The organism is Sutcliffiella horikoshii (assembly GCF_044809035.1).
GTDB classification, from domain to species: domain Bacteria; phylum Bacillota; class Bacilli; order Bacillales; family Bacillaceae_I; genus Sutcliffiella_A; species Sutcliffiella_A horikoshii_G.
In genome coordinates this window covers 4,177,856-4,196,534 of sequence record NZ_CP085237.1, presented here as the reverse complement: position 1 = coordinate 4,196,534, position 18,679 = coordinate 4,177,856, and the positions used below count along the sequence as shown (strand labels likewise).

Annotated in this window: 15 protein-coding genes and 1 riboswitch; of the genes, 8 read left to right on the top strand and 7 right to left on the bottom strand. The window is 43.5% G+C overall.

Annotated elements, in window-relative coordinates; all coding sequences use genetic code 11:
* Positions 1–8 precede the first annotated feature (8 nt).
* Both LG307_RS21410 and LG307_RS21405 read right to left on the bottom strand, forming a co-directional pair.
* Complete coding sequence (locus tag LG307_RS21410; protein ID WP_404446378.1) at positions 9–932, bottom strand: ATP-binding cassette domain-containing protein; 924 nt, start codon at positions 930–932, stop codon at positions 9–11.
* A complete protein-coding gene (locus LG307_RS21405; RefSeq protein ID WP_404446375.1) occupies positions 932–1,624 on the bottom strand; it encodes an ABC transporter permease subunit in 693 nt (230 codons plus the stop codon). Before LG307_RS21405 ends, LG307_RS21410 begins: the two co-directional genes overlap by 1 nt.
* A gap of 93 nt (positions 1,625–1,717) precedes the next feature.
* On the opposite strand from LG307_RS21405, the gene LG307_RS21400 reads away from it, so the two are divergent.
* Positions 1,718–2,428: a response regulator transcription factor gene (locus tag LG307_RS21400; RefSeq protein WP_404446373.1), complete on the top strand. Its 711-nt coding sequence runs from the start codon at positions 1,718–1,720 to the stop codon at positions 2,426–2,428.
* Complete coding sequence (locus tag LG307_RS21395) at positions 2,425–4,140, top strand: sensor histidine kinase (RefSeq protein ID WP_404446370.1); 1,716 nt, start codon at positions 2,425–2,427, stop codon at positions 4,138–4,140. The genes LG307_RS21400 and LG307_RS21395 overlap by 4 nt, the downstream gene beginning before the upstream one ends.
* Before the next feature lie 46 nt (positions 4,141–4,186).
* On the opposite strand, the gene LG307_RS21390 is transcribed toward LG307_RS21395, so the two are convergent.
* Both LG307_RS21390 and LG307_RS21385 read right to left on the bottom strand, forming a co-directional pair.
* Entirely contained in the window at positions 4,187–5,581 is a 1,395-nt protein-coding gene (locus LG307_RS21390) for a hypothetical protein (protein ID WP_404446367.1), read from the bottom strand.
* A gap of 153 nt (positions 5,582–5,734) precedes the next feature.
* Positions 5,735–6,082 (bottom strand): general stress protein, encoded by a 348-nt coding sequence (locus LG307_RS21385; protein WP_404446364.1) that lies wholly within the window; start codon positions 6,080–6,082, stop codon positions 5,735–5,737.
* 158 nt (positions 6,083–6,240) lie between these two features.
* On the opposite strand from LG307_RS21385, the gene LG307_RS21380 reads away from it, so the two are divergent.
* Positions 6,241–7,137 (top strand): NAD(P)/FAD-dependent oxidoreductase, encoded by an 897-nt coding sequence (locus LG307_RS21380; RefSeq protein WP_404446362.1) that lies wholly within the window; start codon positions 6,241–6,243, stop codon positions 7,135–7,137.
* Between the two features lie 141 nt (positions 7,138–7,278).
* A complete protein-coding gene (locus LG307_RS21375) occupies positions 7,279–7,971 on the top strand; it encodes a tryptophan 2,3-dioxygenase family protein (RefSeq protein ID WP_404446359.1) in 693 nt (230 codons plus the stop codon).
* A gap of 515 nt (positions 7,972–8,486) precedes the next feature.
* Here the strand turns inward: LG307_RS21375 and LG307_RS21370 are convergent.
* Positions 8,487–10,040, bottom strand: coding sequence for an ABC-F family ATP-binding cassette domain-containing protein (locus LG307_RS21370; protein ID WP_404446356.1), 1,554 nt, complete (start codon positions 10,038–10,040; stop codon positions 8,487–8,489).
* Between the two features lie 174 nt (positions 10,041–10,214).
* Here LG307_RS21370 and LG307_RS21365 point away from each other — a divergent pair, with 174 nt between their 5' ends.
* From LG307_RS21365 to LG307_RS21355, 3 genes are all read left to right on the top strand, one after another.
* Positions 10,215–11,237 carry a S16 family serine protease gene (locus LG307_RS21365; protein ID WP_404446353.1) on the top strand — a complete coding sequence of 341 codons (1,023 nt, stop codon included), beginning with the start codon at positions 10,215–10,217 and terminating at the stop codon, positions 11,235–11,237.
* 90 nt (positions 11,238–11,327) lie between these two features.
* Positions 11,328–13,517, top strand: coding sequence for a DNA topoisomerase III (locus tag LG307_RS21360; protein WP_404446350.1), 2,190 nt, complete (start codon positions 11,328–11,330; stop codon positions 13,515–13,517).
* 324 nt (positions 13,518–13,841) lie between these two features.
* Complete coding sequence (locus LG307_RS21355; RefSeq protein ID WP_404446348.1) at positions 13,842–14,939, top strand: PRK06851 family protein; 1,098 nt, start codon at positions 13,842–13,844, stop codon at positions 14,937–14,939.
* 77 nt (positions 14,940–15,016) lie between these two features.
* Here the strand turns inward: LG307_RS21355 and LG307_RS21350 are convergent, their stop codons facing one another.
* A complete protein-coding gene (locus LG307_RS21350) occupies positions 15,017–15,811 on the bottom strand; it encodes an endonuclease/exonuclease/phosphatase family protein (protein ID WP_404446345.1) in 795 nt (264 codons plus the stop codon).
* A 6-nt stretch (positions 15,812–15,817) separates the two neighbouring features.
* Positions 15,818–17,461 (bottom strand): PTS transporter subunit IIBC, encoded by a 1,644-nt coding sequence (locus LG307_RS21345; RefSeq protein WP_404446342.1) that lies wholly within the window; start codon positions 17,459–17,461, stop codon positions 15,818–15,820.
* Between the two features lie 277 nt (positions 17,462–17,738).
* On the opposite strand from LG307_RS21345, the gene LG307_RS21340 reads away from it, so the two are divergent.
* Positions 17,739–18,233, top strand: a complete 495-nt coding sequence (locus LG307_RS21340; RefSeq protein ID WP_404446341.1) for a hypothetical protein — start codon at positions 17,739–17,741, stop codon at positions 18,231–18,233.
* A gap of 275 nt (positions 18,234–18,508) precedes the next feature.
* Positions 18,509–18,620, top strand: a riboswitch (SAM riboswitch).
* Positions 18,621–18,679: the final 59 nt, after the last annotated feature.

The window sequence follows — 18,679 nt, the reverse complement described above, 5'->3', positions numbered from 1 at the left end:
TCAGCACCTTAGCTGGCTCCTTTCATCTTCGTACTGGATTCCTCCAAGAAAATCTCTTCAAGTGAAGGCTCTTCCACATTTATTCGATAAACATCGATATTCTCTTTCGTAAATGCTTTAACGACACCCGCAATCTTGTCTTCTGAATCAACCGTAAACGACGTATAGTGCTCCTGGGTAGAAATCTGTGTGGCAAAGCGCTTTAACATCTGGCCAACACTAGTTGGGTTCTTTAGGGCAGAATGTTTAATCTTCACCTCAATGGTAGACGAATAATGTGCGCGCAATTCCTCCAATGTTCCTTCATTGATGATGGCACCATCCTTCATAATCGCAATCCGCGTACAAATCTTCTCCACTTCATTCAAGTTATGAGAGGTCATGAAAATCGTCTTACCTTCTGACTGCAAGTCTCTAATCAGCTGCTGAATGCTCAACCCAGACTCTGCATCAATACCGGATGTCGGTTCATCAAGGAAAATCAACTCGGGATTATGAGCGATCGCCTGTGCAATCCCCAGCTTCTTTTTCATCCCAAACGAAAATTTTCCCACCTTCTTTTTGGCATGCTCCAACAAACCGACCCGATCCAAGACAGCATTTGCCTCCTTAGTAGACAATTTGCACCCATTAATTCTCCCGAAAAACTTTATATGATCCACAGCAGACATAGTATCATAGAACTGCGAATAATCTGGAAGGACTCCAATTCGGTTCTGCACCTTCTGAAGATCAGATTCCCCCAGCAACTTAAACGTACCGGAAGTGGGGAGGATGATCCCGGTGATCATATTGATAAAAGTCGATTTACCAGCTCCGTTCCGACCAAGAAACCCGTAAATCTCCCCTTTAGCAACGGTCAGATCCACTTTATTTACTACCGTTTTTCCTCCAAAAGCTTTCGTTAACTGTCCAGCCTCGATCACACTCATCAAAAGTCCCTCCTCTTAAACAACCAATAGGCAAGCAATAGCAATAAGAACGCATAGAGTCCATTTATCAAGATGTAATAGTCTGCTAGAGAAGAATAGTAATACGGGGTGAGGAACTTAAACCACGTTATGTACAGCTTCCCTGAAAATACCGCCCAAAAGCTTAAAGCCGGAAACACTAAGGCAAAAGTAATCCCTACAAACATCGTAACGCCAGGCTTTGGTATCACTATGGAAAACACCAGATTTAACGCCAAAGCTACAGAAAGAAACAGCATCGTATCGACCAAACCTAGCCACATAAATTGTTTTGACTTGATGGTGATTAATAGAAAACATACAACCATACAGAAAAGCCAAAAGAACCATACTCCTAAATATTTTCCCATCAATATATTCAATCTAGAAGTCTTCGTTACTAGAAATCGCATCGTCCTCTCGCTGACTTCCCTGTTAATGATGTCGTGAGAAAGACCAGTAATAAAGAAAAAACCAAGCACAAAGATTAAGATCACAATCCCTGTTGCATATCCATCTTTTCCTAACTCTGCCGCCTCTTCTGGAAAGCTTGCCATCAGATTACTCATCAAATCAGCAGTTAAATACGTGACACCAAAAATAATCGCAATCACGACAATCGACTTGAAACTTTTAAAATGCCCTTTGAATTCATTTAAACAAATTGCCCACATTTCATCTCGCTCCCTTCATAGTTTAGTATAATAATGGTAGTTTATTAGAAAATTAAGGGAACCTTAACATTACCTTAAAAAAGGAGCTCACAAATGGAACACGCAAGGATATTAATGGTCGACGATGAACAATCCATTTTAGATATGATGAAATTAGTGTTAACAAAAGAGGGATTTCAACAAGTAGATACATGCGGTACAGGGGAAATGGCCTTACATAAGTTGAAGCACCACGCTTATGACTTGATTTTGCTAGACATCATGCTCCCAGATATGACGGGATATGAGATCTGTCAGGCAATCAGAAAAACAACAGACGCGCCAATCTTTTTCCTCTCAGCCAAAACCTCGGATCTGGATAAATTGACGGGCTTTGCACACGGTGGAGATGACTACATCACGAAGCCGTTCAACCCGTTAGAAGTAGTGGCTCGAATAAAAGTACAACTAAATCGTTACTTAAAGAGCGCTCCAATCAAAGAGGAGGATGTCCTCGAATTTGGTAGATTCAAGCTGAACCTCCAATCTGCAGAACTTACAGTACTAGGGGAAAGCGTCGTATTAAGCGGTCAGCTTTACCACTTGCTAGTGTTCTTCTGTAAAAATCCTAATAGAATTTTCACCAAAGAACAGCTCTATTACCACGTTTGGGGAGATCATATACTAGTCGATGAAAACACCGTCATGGTCCATATCCGTAAACTTAGAGAAAAGATTGAAGAAAACCCAAGCAAGCCGGAATATATAAAAACGGTTAGAGGAATCGGGTATAAACTCGTACCTGCAGCAGGTACTCAGAAATGAGTGTAAGTAAGAAGCTTTCTTTTCATTTTGTGAAACAGCTGTTTGTCCTCTTGGTGGTCATTATTATCGCTTTGACCTTCGCCTTATTATTCTTTGCCACGCACTTAACAGAGTCGGAAATGAAAGCAAGTTTTACAAGGGCGGACCCCTATTTGCTCGAACTTGAAGTGGATGTGAAGTCAGAAGAGAATATCCAAATTAGTGAGGACGTTCAAACAGCAGTCCGCCAACATGATGGCTGGCTGCAACTAATAAATAAAGATGGAGTAGTAGTAAAAGAGATAAATGCTCCTGCAGATTTAAAGAAGGCCTACACCTTTCAAGAGCTTGCCGATTTTGAAGTACCCGGTTATCGGACTTCTTATTGGAGGATATTCAAGGATGACAATGACCTTGTGGTATTATACGGGGAGAAGAACCTGAGCGAAGGAGTACTTGCTGAGCTGCAAAAACTAGGCAAACTTTCAGCAATTACAGAGGAAGGCAGAAAGTTTCTTGAGAACCAAAAGGCGTGGATACAAGTATATGATTCCAATGGGAGAAAAGTCGAGCAATGGAATGCCCCAGAGGACCTCACACTCACAGCCAGGGACTTCCTATCCATTAAGGAAAGGCCGTGGAACTACACATACGACATAGCCACCTTACTCGAAGAAGACAAGGTCTACGTTGTAGGAATGGAAAATGCCTATTATGCCCCGGATGACGTACTGGACGGCTTGGTTGGAGCCTCTTTGATCAAAAGCTTTCTGCTAGTCATTGTAGCGCTTCTAGTCATCATCATCGCTCTCTCCATCTGGTACGGCAGGACGTTCGGGGTACCTTTGCTTTACATGATGAACTGGATCAAGAGAATGTCAAAAGGTGATTTATCGGTACCAAGGAATAAAAAGGGGAACATCCCATTTCGGAAGAAGAACGGCAAGCTACACAAACGCTTCCGGATTTTCCGCGACATCCTTTTTTCCATCCGGAAGCTTGCCACCACTCTGGAAAAGAACGAACAATACCAAAAGCGAGTCGATCAGACAAGGGAAGAGTGGATCACAGGCCTAAGCCATGATCTGAAAACTCCCCTGAGCTCCATCTATGGCTACGCAAAAATACTGGAAACAGGGTCATACAAATGGACAGAAGAAGAAATACAGGCAATGGGAAGCACCATGACAGAAAAAGCATCCTATATGAGCGACTTAATTGAGGACTTGAACCTTACTTACCGTTTGAAAAATAACGCATTGCCTATAGAAAAGAGTATACAAGACATTGTTCCACTCATGAAGGACGTCATCAAGTCACTGAACAACACAGACTCGACCATTCTCATGGAAAACGTGGAAACGGAAATTCGTGTGGCGGTTGATTCCAAATGGTTCACGCGCATTCTCACTAACCTGCTGGCCAATGCACAAAAGCATAACCCCAAAGGAACAGATGTAACTCTGAGTGTCTCGCTAAACCCTGAGCACACCTTCATCACCATCAAGGATAACGGAGTGGGAATGGATGAAGAAACGCAAAGTAAACTGTTTGACCGTTACTACAGAGGAGGAAGCACAACCGATAAATCAAACGGAACAGGACTTGGCATGGCCATCGCCCACCAGCTGGTCTTGGCCCACGGAGGAAATGTTTTTGTAGAAAGCGAAAAAGGAAAAGGGACGACTATCACCATCACGTTTCCAAATGAAACAGGAGAACTTACTTCCTAGAAAAACAAAGGGTCTGCCTATAACAACAGGCAGACCCTATTACTATTCAACTGCCATCCCTCAACATATACTGATACGACTTAGATTCCTCCACCATTCCCATCTCCAGATAAAGCTTCGACAACCATTTAATTGAGCGAATATTAGTCGGATCAAGCTCCAACTCCCAGTTAAAGCACTCCACTGCCTCCGCTAGCTGTTTAAATTCATAATATAGTTCCCCAAGTGCATACATTTGGTCCGGATCGTCCTTCAAGGAAGCCATCTTCTTAATTTTCTTCAAAATAGGGATGCCTGGATACTTGGAGCAATAAGGCGCAATCCACTGCTCTGTATAGTCCAGCCCTTTTAACTGAAGCAAGTTTGGCACAAAGGTTTGAAAAAGGGCCTGCACTTGTTTAGTTGTTAAATCATCATCCAAGTGGAAGGTAAGATTGCTGAGCCAGCCAGAATTCTCTATCCATTTTACATGCAGCAAAGCTTCCTGCACGTAAGGCAGTTCTTTAGAGGTGATGAGAGCTTTATTTTTTGTTAGAAGAATCAACAGGTCTTCATACCGGCTGGATTTCTTCAATAAACCGAGCAGATCATGATACAACCCTTCATGATGAGTCCGTCGATTTCTTAGGATATAGCTGAGGAAATCTACCTTCTCATCGCTTGTAAAATCAGGCGGTAAGTTGGCAATCAGTTGTTTATAGGTGTGGTCATCACTTTTACTTGTGATTAGTAAGTGGGAGTATAGGCAGAGCTGCTCCATTTTACGGCCTTCTTTTTGCAGTATTTGCAGCAACAGGGCTACCGAATCGTCTTGTTCTAAATGCTCGAAGCAGTATTTCTGGACATATAGCGGATCCTTGGTAAGCAAGGAGGATGGATGGGAAGTATATAGTGATTGATAGGACTGATATTGAAGATTTTTAGACATTTCCTGTGCCCATTTGTTGGCTGGATAGAGGTCGATTATTAGTCGAAGAAGTTGATAAGTGTGTAGAAGCTGACCTTCTCTACGGTACTGTAGCGCAGAATCTTTCATCACTTTGATAATTTTATCTTTTTTCATATAGTTATCAAAAATGGTAAGGATGTTGGAAGCTTCAAGCGGTGAGTATCTTTTCTGGATTTTTTCCCACAGCGGAGTCAGTGCAGGGAATGTGTGAATTCGGTTATGTGTGAGTAGATAGGAAAGTAGTGGATGTTCTGGTGAGAAGTGCATGCCTTTTTGAAGAATGGTGCTTAACTGAGATTTCCGTTTTATTTTTGATGTGGATTTGCCGGTGAGGTAAGATGCTTTATAGAAAAATAAATAATAACATTCTGCTTGCTCTTGATGGTAAGCTTCTATGACTTGAAATCCCTGATACATGTAAAGGTCAGTAGGTTTGAGGTGCAAGTGCTTTTTTTCATGCTGGATTTGTATGCTGGTCATTTTGTTTGTCATATAATTCCCTCCTAATTGTTCGTACGCCTTTTTGAGAGATTGCTTACTTAGAGTGTAACATGAAAAAGCAAAAAAGAAAAAACGAAGAAGCGGACGACCAATGGCCATCCGCTTCTCTATATTTTAAGGGGGGGGTCAAACTTTGTTCAAATCTTATAATGTCGTCGTGCTTGCTGTTGTATCTTTTACCACTAGGATCACTTTACCGTGATCAAGCTTTTCTTCCAACTGTTCCGCTTCTGGAGCTGTAAATCCTAACTCCTGGAATTGAGCACGAAGCTCATCGCCTTTACTGCGGAAAATGTTCTTCACGTAAGTATCCAAACCAACTTCACCGGCGCCAACAGTATTAGCATCAGCGTTGTCAGCTACACGTTTTGTACGGTCATCATCATGAGTAATGACATAAATATCATCCTCGTGAACACCTCTAGTTTTTAGCTCTTGTACTGCTCCTACTACTTGTTCATCATTTTGAAACTCTTTATAAGTGGGTTTCATTTTCTATCGCCTCCTTGGTTATGTAATAAAAATACCCGGCTGACTGAAAATGAAACATGCTCTTTAAAATTTTTTTATTTTGCCTACATAACTTGTTTGATAATCCGTCGAAAACTTCAAATACTAGTAAGTATCTGATAAAAGAATGGGGAGTTACTGTGAAATATGACTGTATCATAATCGGGGGAGGCATTGCGGGTCTTCAGGCAGCCATCCAACTGGGAAGGTATCAACATAGGGTGCTCGTTTTGGATGAGGGGAAAGGTCGATCGAGCATGTGTCATTGTTATCACAATCTTTTAGGATGGCCGGATGGAGTGAGCGGGGAGAAGCTTCGGAGTCTTGGAAAGGAGCATGCGTTGAGGCTGGGGGTTCAGTTTGAGGAGCAGCGTGTGGAGGCAGTGCGAGAAATGGATGGGCAGTTTTGCGTCACGACCGCAAATTCACATGATTATTTTGGTAAAAAGATTTTGCTAGCTACAGGCATTAAGGACAATCTTCCGCCTTTTAATAGTCTGCTGCCGTGCCTCGGAAAAAGTATATTTGTCTGTCCGGATTGTGATGGGTATGAAATTTTGAATAAGCCAGCCTTTGTGATTGGCTCTGGAAATGCAGGTGCCTCTATGGCCCTAACCCTGACCTATTGGACAGATGCGCTTACTTTTATCAATCATGGAAAAGCGAAGATTGATGCTGATTTGAGGGAGAAGTTAATCGGGAAAGGGATTCGGCTTGTTACTGATGATATTTCGGAAATTCATGCGGATGGACCGGATTTTAAAGGGGTAACGCTTGCTAACGGAGAAAGGATGGATGGTCGTTTTGCGTTTTTAGCTTTTGGTGGAAATAAGCCAAATACCGAACTTGCTTTGCAGCTGGGGATGAAATTGGAAGAGAATAAGCATATCCTTGTTGACCCTAGGACTAAAATGACCTCTGTGGAAAATGTATGGGCGGCAGGTGACATTACTGTTCACTCCGAACAAGCAGCCATCGCGATGGGGGACGGCATTCAAGCCGCAATCTGGATGCATAAAAGCTTGCTGGAAAAATGACTTCCAGTTGATTTGTAGCTTGACAGTTATTTGTCCGAGTGCGTAACATGAATGTAAGGGTTTACATAAACGTTTGAATGGAAGATAGAAGACATTAGTTGCTAGCGACATTCCATTTATCCGGTATTTGGAGGAGAAGAAATGGAAGAGAAAAAAGTGACAGATTATGAAAAGTATATCCGCACGGAAGAGTTGTTGAGTTTGCAAAAGGGAGAAGGGGAACTTTCTTGTAATGATGAACTCACGTTTCAAATGATCCATCAAATTGCCGAGCTGCATTTCAAACTGATTATCCAGTACATCCACCTTGCTGATGCAAATATGCAGCACGGGGAGATCTTGGGGGCAACACAACAGCTTCAGCGGGTGAATATGCACCTGAAGCATCTGCCGCCAGTGTTTGATATGGTAAAAGTAATCAGCCCAAGAGACTACCATACTATCAGACTCGCACTTGGCCGTGGAAGCGGACAGGACTCACCGGGATTTAATGAAATCCTTAGACTCGGACCGACCTTATGGGGGCCGTTTGAACAGCTGTTGAACGACAAACAAATGACACCGTTCATGTTGCACAAGGCTGCCGGTGACAATTATGAACTGTTCTTGCTTATGCAGGAATTGACGGCGTTTGATGAAAACTTTCAAACGTTCCGCAAGCACCACATCCAGCTTGTTCGCAGGATGATTGGCTTGAATACGAAAAGTTTGAAGGGAATTCCTGCTCAGGCGTTGGAACGAGGAGCAAAATTTGAGTTTTATCCAAAGCTTTGGGAAGCGATTTGTGAATTGACGGACTGGACGGGGTCAAGTTACGATCCGAAGCCGTTGTAATAGGGGATTTTGGGGCTGTTCTGAGAGGTGCGTGTGTTGTTGCTGCCTTTTGGAGCGGCTTTTTTTGTTGATGGGGGATAGTGGTATTCGATAGGGGGGATCGGGGTGGGATCTTTTTTGGTACAGCCCTATTAGACTGAAGTAATTGGGAAGGGTGTGATTTGTCTAATAGGAGGGCTCTAATCGCCCGAAGAGCCAGGGAGGTAGTTGGTTTTGTCTAATAGGAGGGCTCTAATCGCCCGAAGAGCTGGGGAGGTAGTTGGTTTTGTCTAATAGAAGCCGTATCAAGACCCTAAACGCGACGGCAACCAGCAAAACGGTAGGAGAGAGGCCTCCTCTCCGCCCGAACAGCCGCCGCAACCAGCAAAATGGTAGGAGAGAAGCCGCCTCTGCACCCAAAAGACCACCGCAACCTACAAAACGGTAGCAGAGCCTCAGCCCCGTCCCCTACCTCCAACAAAACAACAAAAAAGCAGCACAGAGACCCTCCCCCATGCTGCCTTTAATCATATCTTCTACTGTTTCTGCTCCGCCCACTCTTCCACATTCCAAACCTTCGTCACCCAGTCCTCATAGAAGCTAGGTTCGTGGCACACAAGGAGAATGGTACCCTTATAAGCTTTAATAGCACGCTTTAATTCCTCTTTCGCAACCACATCCAAGTGGTTTGTCGGCTCGTCAAACAGCAGCCAGTTGCTTTCGTGCATCATCAACTTGCATAATCTCACCTTGGCTTGCTCGCCACCGCTCAGTTGGCTCAACGGACGGGAGATATGCTCGTTCTTCAACCCGCAACGCGCTAAAATAGCACGAACTTGGTGCTGGTCAAGGGAAGGGAACTCATTCCACACATCATCGATCGGCGTAATATCTTTCGCTTTTACTTCCTGCTCAAAGTAAGAAGGGAAAAGGAAGTCACCGCGAATCACAGAACCGCCGAGAGGATCTATTTTACCCAAGATCGTTTTCAATAAAGTCGATTTCCCGACACCATTGCACCCGACGATCGCAATTTTGTCTCCACGCTCAATTTCCATTGAAAGCTTCGGTAATAATGGTTCTGCATATCCGATTTCCAGGTCCTTTGCCTCCACCACATAACGGCTGCTTGCACGGGACTCTTTAAACTCAAAGGTCGGCTTCGCGGATGTCTCTGGTCGGTCGATACGATCCATGCGGTCCAGTTGCTTCTGACGGCTTTTCGCACGGCCTGTCGTGGAGTAACGCGCTTTATTTTTCGCAATAAAGTCTTCTTGTTTCTTGATGAATTCTTTTTGCTTCTCATAAGCATTGATGTGTTGATTCTTGTTAATTTCCGCAAGCTCTAAAAACTTTTCATAAGAAGCTGTATAGCGAGTCAGCTTGGAGAATTCCAAATGGAAAATAACGTCCACCACGCCGTTCATGAACTCGGTATCATGCGAGATCAAAAGGAATGCGTGCGGGTATTCCTTCAAGTAAGAGCTTAACCAGCGGATATGCTCGACATCCAAGTAGTTCGTCGGCTCATCCAGCAACAATACTTGCGGCTGCTCAAGCAACAGCTTTGCCAACAGGACCTTTGTACGTTGCCCTCCACTTAGTGCAGCAACGTCGCGCTCAAGGCCGATTGCATCTAAACCAAGACCGCGTGCAGCTTCCTCTACTTTGATATCCAAGTTGTAAAAGCCACCTGCGTCCAGATGGTCCTGAATCTCTCCCATTTGCTCCAAAAGTTCTTCTAACTCTTCCGGAGTGGCCGTTCCCATTTTATCTGTGATAGCATTCAGTTCTTTTTCTTTTTCATATAAAGGCAAGAAGGCATCGCGCAAGATGTCTCTTATTGTTCTTCCCGGTGTCAAGACCGTATGCTGGTCCAAGTATCCGTAATGCACGCCTGGCGTCCATTCCACGCGTCCTGTGTCGTAAACGATCTCTCCTGTAATAATATTCATCAAAGTTGATTTGCCAACGCCGTTAGCGCCAACAAGGCCAACATGCTCGCCTGCCAAAAGGCGAAGGGAAACATCTTTAAATAACGTACGGTCGCCAAAGCTATGGCTTAACCCATCTATGCTTAATAAACTCATGTTTGTATCCATCCTATCTAAAAAAATATCTACTTTCCATCATACTAAAATTTTCTAGGAATGGCTATGTGGGAAATGAAAGAAGTTTCTTCCTCCACCCGTGATTTACTATACTAAATTCTACCAATCTACTATAAAATAAAAAGTAGATAAAAAGGATGGTGGGGGAACCTGATGAAGAGACGGGCACCGTGGATTGTTGTAGTAGTTTTGTTAATGATTATTGGAAGTGGCTTTATACCGACTGGGTTTGATATCCTCCTGGCGGGGGATCCAATTAATTTAGATGAATTTGTTCAGTATGACGGCGGGTCGGAGCTGGATGGGGACTTGGGCATGACCTATGTGGCCAGTCTAGAAAATACCATTTGGCCATATATGATAATCACGAAGCTCTTGGAAGAGGGAGTCGAAATTGTTCCTTCTGTATCAGAAGAACTCGATATGGCTATAGAAGACATCGACTATCAAAACAAACTAATGATGGAACAGTCGAAAATCAAGGCTGAATACATAGCACGCGGCATATTGGGAGAGGATCCGAAGCTAGAGCTACAAGGGTTTTATCCTGTATTTTACTTTGCGGATTGGAACGACAAAGATGCAGTGAAAGTAACAGACCTTCTTGTAGGCATGGATGGAGAAAAGTTGGAATCCTATGAACATTTGGATCAACTTATCGTAGAAAAGGAACCGGGGGAAATGCTCACATTGTCACTCTTGCGGGAAGGTAAGGAAATAGAGGTAGATGTTACGACATATCCGCACAAGGATTATAACGGAAACACGCTGCTGGGAGTATTTTTCGAGGAAGTATTTGAGACGTCAAAGGACGAAAACATTGAGTGGCAGAATATAGAGAACCTGGGCGGGCCAAGTGCCGGGCTGATGATTACCCTAACCCTCCTCGACAAAATGATGGAAGAGTCCCTCCTAAAAGGAAATGCCGTTGCCGGTACGGGAACCATCACGATCGACGGCGAAGTGGGGCCGATCGGAGGGGTGAAACAAAAAGTAATCGGAGCTGCCAATGCAGGATTTGATTACTTCATCGTACCGTTGGATGACGGTTGGGAAAACAATGAATCGATTGCGAGAAAAACCATAAGCGAGGAAGACCTTGATATTGAACTTATACCCGTAGGGACGATAGAGGACGCTGTAAGCGCATTGGAGAAGCTTCCGGAGAAAAAGTAAAGAGAAGGCGATACAACGGTCTTCTCCTTTTGACTCCCCCCACACAATATGTAAAGATTAGAAGACAAGAAGCTTGAAAGGATTGTTATTATGCCAAAAACTGTCGTCCTTGCAGAGAAACCCTCTGTAGGTAGAGATATAGCAAGAGTATTGAAATGTACGAAAAAAGGAAACGGATTTTTTGAAGGGGACAAGTATATCGTCACATGGGCGCTAGGTCACCTCGTCACTCTGGCAGACCCAGAAGCATATGACGTAAAATTCAAATCGTGGAAGCTTGAGGACCTGCCAATGCTTCCGAACGAAACGAAGCTTGTCGTCATTAAAAATACAAGCAAACAATACAGCTCAGTAAAAGCACAACTTACCCGCAAGGACGTAAATGAAATTGTCATCGCTACAGATGCGGGCCGTGAAGGGGAGCTTGTGGCAAGATGGATTCTGGAGAAAGCACGTATTCATAAGCCTGTAAAGCGTTTATGGATTTCTTCTGTCACAGACCGTGCCATAAAAGAAGGCTTTGCAAAGCTACGTGACGGCAGAGAATACGAAAATCTTTATTATTCTGCAGTTGCCCGCGCCGAAGCTGATTGGGTAGTGGGGATGAATGCCACAAGGGCATTGACCACCAAGCATAATGCCCAGCTTTCATGCGGAAGGGTACAGACTCCTACACTTGCCATGATTGCCAAACGGGAAGAGGAAATCAGAAGCTTTGTCCCAAAAGAATTTTACGGAATGAAGGCCATCACAGAAAAGGGATTTCAACTGGTTTGGCAGGATGCTAAAACAAAAGAACGTAGAAACTTCAACAAGCCTGCGATGGAGAACTTGCACGGCAAAGTGAAGAATCAGGATGCAAAGGTAACCGATATTAATAAGACCGAGAAGAAAAGCTACGCTCCTGCGCTATACGATCTGACCGAATTACAGCGCGATGCCAACCGCATCTTCGGCTATTCTGCAAAAGAAACATTATCTATCTTGCAGCGTCTATACGAACAGCATAAAATCGTTACGTATCCAAGAACGGACTCCAGATACATTTCCACTGACATGGTGGATACGTTAAAAGAGCGTGTAGAGGCGATTCGTGCGCATTCCTACAAGCCGATTGCATCCAAACTGCTCACGAAACCAATCAAAGCGAACAAGTCCTTTGTGAACAATGAAAAAGTGACCGACCACCATGCAATCATCCCGACAGAGGAGGCGGTCCTCTTAAGCAAGCTATCCGACAAGGAATATAAGATTTACGACTTGATTGTGAAGCGATTCTTGGCCGTTCTGTTACCTCCTTTCCTATATGAACAGACAAACATTACAGCCACTATCGGAACAGAACAGTTTGTGGCAAAAGGAAAAACGGTCATCTCCCAAGGATGGAAGGAAGTATTCAGCTCCATGGAAGAACAGGAGGATGGAAGCGACGGTTTCACGGATCAGTTGTTGCCGAGTTTAAATAAAGGCGATACATTACAGATTAGAAAAGTCGAGTTAACTTCCGGTAAAACAAAGCCACCTGAACCATTTAACGAGGGTACGTTACTTTCCGCGATGGAGAACCCGGCTAAATACATGGAACAAACGGACCAGAAGCTAGTGAAGACACTGGGTGAAACAGGTGGAATTGGAACGGTTGCTACTAGAGCGGATATCATCGAGAAACTCTTCAACAGTTTCCTGATGGAGAAGAGAGGCAAAGGCCTGCACATCACCTCTAAAGGGAAACAGTTGCTGAACCTTGCTCCGGAGGATTTGAAATCCCCAGCCTTGACAGGAGAATGGGAGCAAAAGCTTGGCATGATTGCAAAAGGACAGCTGAAAAAAGCAACTTTCATTAATGAAATGAAGGCGTATGCCAAACAGATTGTCCATGAAATAAAAAATACGGATCAAAAGTTCAAGCATGACAACATCACAGGCAAACGTTGCCCGGACTGCGACAAGCCGATGCTTGAAGTGAACGGGAAAAAAGGGAAGATGCTCGTTTGTCAGGACAGAGAGTGCGGTCATCGTAAAAACGTCTCCAAAGTGACCAATGCGCGTTGCCCGAAATGCCGTAAGAAGCTGGAGTTGCGTGGAGAAGGGGAAGGGCAAATGTTCGCTTGTGTTTGCGGACACCGCGAGAAATTAAGCACCTTCCAGGAACGCCGCAAGAACAATTCCAACCAGAAAGCATCCAAGCGTGATGTGAATCAGTACCTCAAAAAGCAAAATAACGATGAACCGGTGAATACCGCACTTGCGGATGCATTGGCGAAATTGAAGCTGAAATAATGAAGGGGCCGCACTCTATGTATGGGAGTGCGGCTCTTTTTTACGTTTAACCGCTCCACTTGCCCGATATATCAAGAAAATTTGCAGGATATCGAGAAAAATCGGGAAATATCAAGAAAAAATTCAGGATATCAAGAAATCTAACGATATATCAAGAAATTTTAAGTTTTATCGAGAAAATTTGAATTATATCAAGAATCGGCCACCGTCGCCTCCTCCTAAACTTGTTCTTAACTGCTAGGCTTTCACCCAAACAACCCCTTCCGCATAGGCTAAAAGGAATCGCAATTGTAAGATAACCTACCATTGAAAGGGTGTTAGATCTTGGCAGGGAAAATTTTAAACTATTATGCTGGTGGAAATACAGCGCGTGGATTTTATAGCCTTTATGAATCAAACATAGAAGGATTGGACCGCATTTTTATTTTAAAAGGTGGACCGGGGACAGGGAAATCATCGCTCATCAAAAAAATCGGGAAAGTTTGGAACGAAAAAGGGTACGATATTGAACTGTTGCACTGTTCTTCTGATACGAAATCGGTGGACGGGGTGGTCATCCGCGCGCTAGGCATTGGGATTGTCGATGGAACGGCGCCACATGTCATTGAACCGAAAGCTCCAGGGGCAGTGGAGGAATATGTGAACCTAGGCGAGGCGTGGGATTCTAAACTGCTGGCAGAACAGAAAGCAGAAATACAACACTTAGCAACCAAAAAGAAGGAAGCTTTCCAGACAGCTTACCAGACATTTGCGAGAGCCCTAAAAATACATGACGATTGGGAAAGATATTATATTCATAACATGAACTTTGAAGCAGCCAATAAGCTGACACAAGATCTCGTGGACCAATTGTTCCAAGGGAAGACTTTAGATAAAAAAGCAGATGTCAGGCATCGCTTCCTGGGTGCTGCAACACCTGCTGGAGCAAAGGATTTTGTCCCAAACCTGACAGAAGGATTGACACATCGTTATTTTATAAAAGGCCGTCCGGGTTCAGGGAAGTCCACTATGCTGAAGAAGCTCGCGAAAGCTTCTGAAGATAAAGGGTTTGATGTAGAAGTTTATCATTGTGGGTTTGATCCATATAGTCTTGATATGATTATCTGCAGGGAGCTTGGGTTCGCCATTTTTGACAGCACGGCCCCGCATGAATATTTCCCAGAGCGCGAAGGGGATTCCATCGTGGATATGTATGATATAACGATTCGTACCGGGACAGACGAACGATATGAAAAAGAAATTGCTCTTGTAAAAGACCGCTATACAGAAGCGATGCAGGAGGCCATTGGGAAATTGGCAGAAGCAAAAAGCTGGCACGGCAGTCTAGAAGAGATCTATGTTAAAGCAATGGATTATGGGGTAGTGGATGAGTGGACGAAGAAAATCCAAGCGGAAATAGAAGCCATTGCTGCTACAAAATAACCTACGAAAAAAAGGTGAACAGCATCTAAATGCCGTTCACCTTTTTACATTTTCCCAGGAAATACGTCAAAACTCGACTATATTTCCACGGTTACTTCTACTCCATAATGGTCTGAGACAATGTCTTTATTGTGTCCGTTGAAAACAACTTGTGAAGAAGCCACTTTAACAGGGAAGCTTGCCAAAATCAAATCTATCCGCAAATCCTGTTTGTTTTCATCCCAACCGGCAATCTTACCTTCCACCGTCACTCCTGAATCTTTTTCAGAAGCCAGTAAGTACGTATCGTGCAGACCTGCTGTAGAGGTCAGATATTCATAACCTTCCCCTTTAATGTGGGCGCTATTATTAAAATCCCCCATCAAAAAGTAAGGTTCTGTTCCCTGCACCGTTTCAAGAAGCTGCTCCATCTGATACTTTGCAGGCTCCTCTTCATCGCTCCACCAACCTAAGTGACACGTATAAAAGGACAACTCCTCACCCTGCACTTCAACGGTCACACCGACAATTTTACGTGTTTTCCAAAAGTCAGTGTCCGTACTTTTAGATACAAAGAAGGAATGTGTCTTTTTAATAGGATGGCGAGTCAAGATTGCAAGGCCTTCCTCGTACGTATCGTACCCCATATGGGCGAAGTCCCAGACTAACTCGTAGTCTGACACTCCAAGTTTTTCAAGCTCCTGCTGTAAAACAAGGCCAAAGTTGTTTTGCTTAATGTTTCCTTCGACAATTTCGGCATCGATGCTTTGACAAACCTCTTGAAGAGCGATGACATCGTATGCTTGTTCCTTTATGGCTCCCGCGATATGCTGTATCTTTTCCATTTGGTTCTCTTCCTGCCAAGAGTGGCAGTTCAGGGTTAGTAGTTTCATCGTTTATTACGCTCCCAACAAGTCTTGAATATCAGATTTGATTACATCGGCTTTAGGTCCGTAGATTGCTTGTACACCGCGGTCTTTCACAATCAGTCCAAGTGCGCCTTTTTCTTTCCAAGCAGCTTCATTTGCAACCTTTTCTCTATCTAATACGGTAACACGCAAACGAGTCATACATGCATCCACATCTTCAATATTTTCAGCTCCACCAAGCAATTCGATGATCGCAGGTGCCAAGGAATCTGCTTGGACACTTGCAGCCGCACCGTTACCAGCGCCTTCTTCTTGCTCGATATAGTTTCCGTTACGTCCCGGAGTAGGGAAGTTGAATTTCTTGATCATGAAGTTAGCTACCGCAAAATTCAATCCGAAGAATACTAGGCATGCAATCACAAAGTTCACTAGATCTAACCATAAGCCAGCTTTTACAATCATCGGTGTACGAGTCAGCAACTCAATAACCCCGAATGCGTGAACACGAATATCAATGATATCAACAATAGCGAAAGCAAGTCCTGTCATGATCGCATACATCACATATAACACAGGAGCAGCAAACATAAACATGAATTCGATTGGCTCTGTAACACCAGTCAAGAATACCGCAAGTCCAGCAGACAAGAACATAGACTTGTACTTTTTACGCTTATCTTTATCCACATTGCGATACATCGCATAAGCGATACCAATCAACGCTGCACAAGAAAGAATCATTTGACCTACTTTGAAACGAGCAGGTACCACTTCGCGTAATAATGCTTCATAAGACTCTGTGTCACCAGCTGCAAGGAAGTTGTTTAGATCGGCAATCCAAGCTAACCATAATGGATCTTGACCCGCTACAACAGAACCAGCGCTGCCGCCAGTAAGAATGGTATAAGTTCCACCAAGTGACGTGTAGTTCATTGGTACCGTTAACATATGATGCAATCCGAAAGGTAATAATAGACGCTCTAACGCACCGAAAATGAATGGTGCAATGATTGGCGCGCTGTCTCTAGAAGAAGCGATCCAAACACCGAAATCGTTTAACAATCCTTGAATGAACGGCCAAACAACACTAAGCACAATACCTGCGATGACAGATCCGCCAATTACAACGAATGGTACGAAACGTTTACCGTTAAAGAATGATAAGGAATCTGGTAATTTACTATAGTTGTAAAATTTATTGAAAAGGTTAGCGCCAAGGAAACCGGCGATAATACCAACGAATACTCCCATGTTCAATGCAGGAGCACCTAATACAGTGGTGAAGTAATCACCAACAACTAATTCTTGTCCAAAAAGTGTAGTGAATGTAGCTTCAGGATCAGCTACCATATCGTTGTTAACTCCAAAAATCGCACCAGTGATACGGTTGATAAGAACGAATGCAATCAATGCAGCAAAAGCTCCGCCTGCACGTTCTTTAGCCCACGATCCACCAATCGCAACCGCGAATAATACATGCAAGTTGGTGATGATTCCCCAACCGATATCCTCCATTACTCTTGCAATCGTTTGCACAAGAGCCATGTCTCCACCGGTCATACCAACCAACTTACCAAGAGAGATCATAATACCAGCAGCAGGCATAACTGCAACCACTACTAATAAAGCTTTACCGAATTTCTGCCAGAAATCAAAAGACAAAAAGTTCTTCATTTTAACAGCCTTCTTTCTATAAAAGTTCTATTTTTTGTTGAAAACGAATTCATTTTAATGTAAAACAGTGCACGTTTGGTGCAACCGTTTGCATTTTCCTATTGTATGGGATGTTTAGAAACAATGCAAGGGGAAAATATTATTTTAATAAATTTTTAACAAACTAAATAGAGATGTAAGAATAAATAGAAGAATGCAACTTTTGGAGGAAGTCTATACAGCTTGAGTGAAAACGAGTACACTGTTTCCGTAATGCTAGATAAAAAGGAGATTTAATATGAAAAAGTGGATTTTCTCTATGATACTTGTTTTAGTAATTGTGCTTTCTGCATGCACAGAAGAAGCAAATAAAGTGGACACTGCCGATTCCAAACAGGTTCCTGCTGACCAGAGCGGGGAGACGGTAACCGTCCTTATGAATATACAAATGGAAATGATTCAGACCATCCGCAAGCATCTTGAACCTGTAACCTCTTATGAAAGTTCTGCGGGGACGGGAGATCTAGAGGCGGCTGTGGAAGCTAGTAACCGTATTGCTAATGAACTTCGCGGGATTGAGATTCCTGAGAACTTAGATGATGACCTTGGAGTTGATATGAAGGACTCCATCGAGTTATTGGCTTTATATTTTGAAGAACGTGCAGCAGCTTTATCAGAAGGTTCTGAGGGCGAAGCAGTAAAGGTTGCATTGGAAAATTTCCATCAGAAAATAGGAGAAACGTTTGAAGCAGAAGGCCTGCATGCTCCTAATTTGGAAAAGGATATACAATAATAGTTTTGAGTGGAACGCCTTCCTGGTATGGGGGGCGTTTTTTGTTGCCATTAGCGCAGGGGGCTTCATGGCGTCTATGAGGACCTGAGTGAGCAGGAAGAATGAAAAGAGAAGTCTTCATCACCCAACCTCCCTAAGAACTCCATAACCAACAGTTCATTTTTCCTCCATCCACTAATATGCTAATAATACAACGAGAGTATTTAGTCATCCGAAAGACTTGTCTATTCCCAAGTTTCGTGATAGGATTAATGCAAATAATAGAATAGTAAGTTTTCTTATCAAGAGAGGTGGAGGGACTGGCCCTATGAAGCCCGGCAACCGTACAGTAGAAGCAACCGTACAGGTGCCAATTCCAGCAAGACAAACGTTCTTGGAAGATAAGTGGATGTTACGGGATCATACTCAAACTTCTTCTTATCGGAGGAGTTTTTTGTTTGTCTACA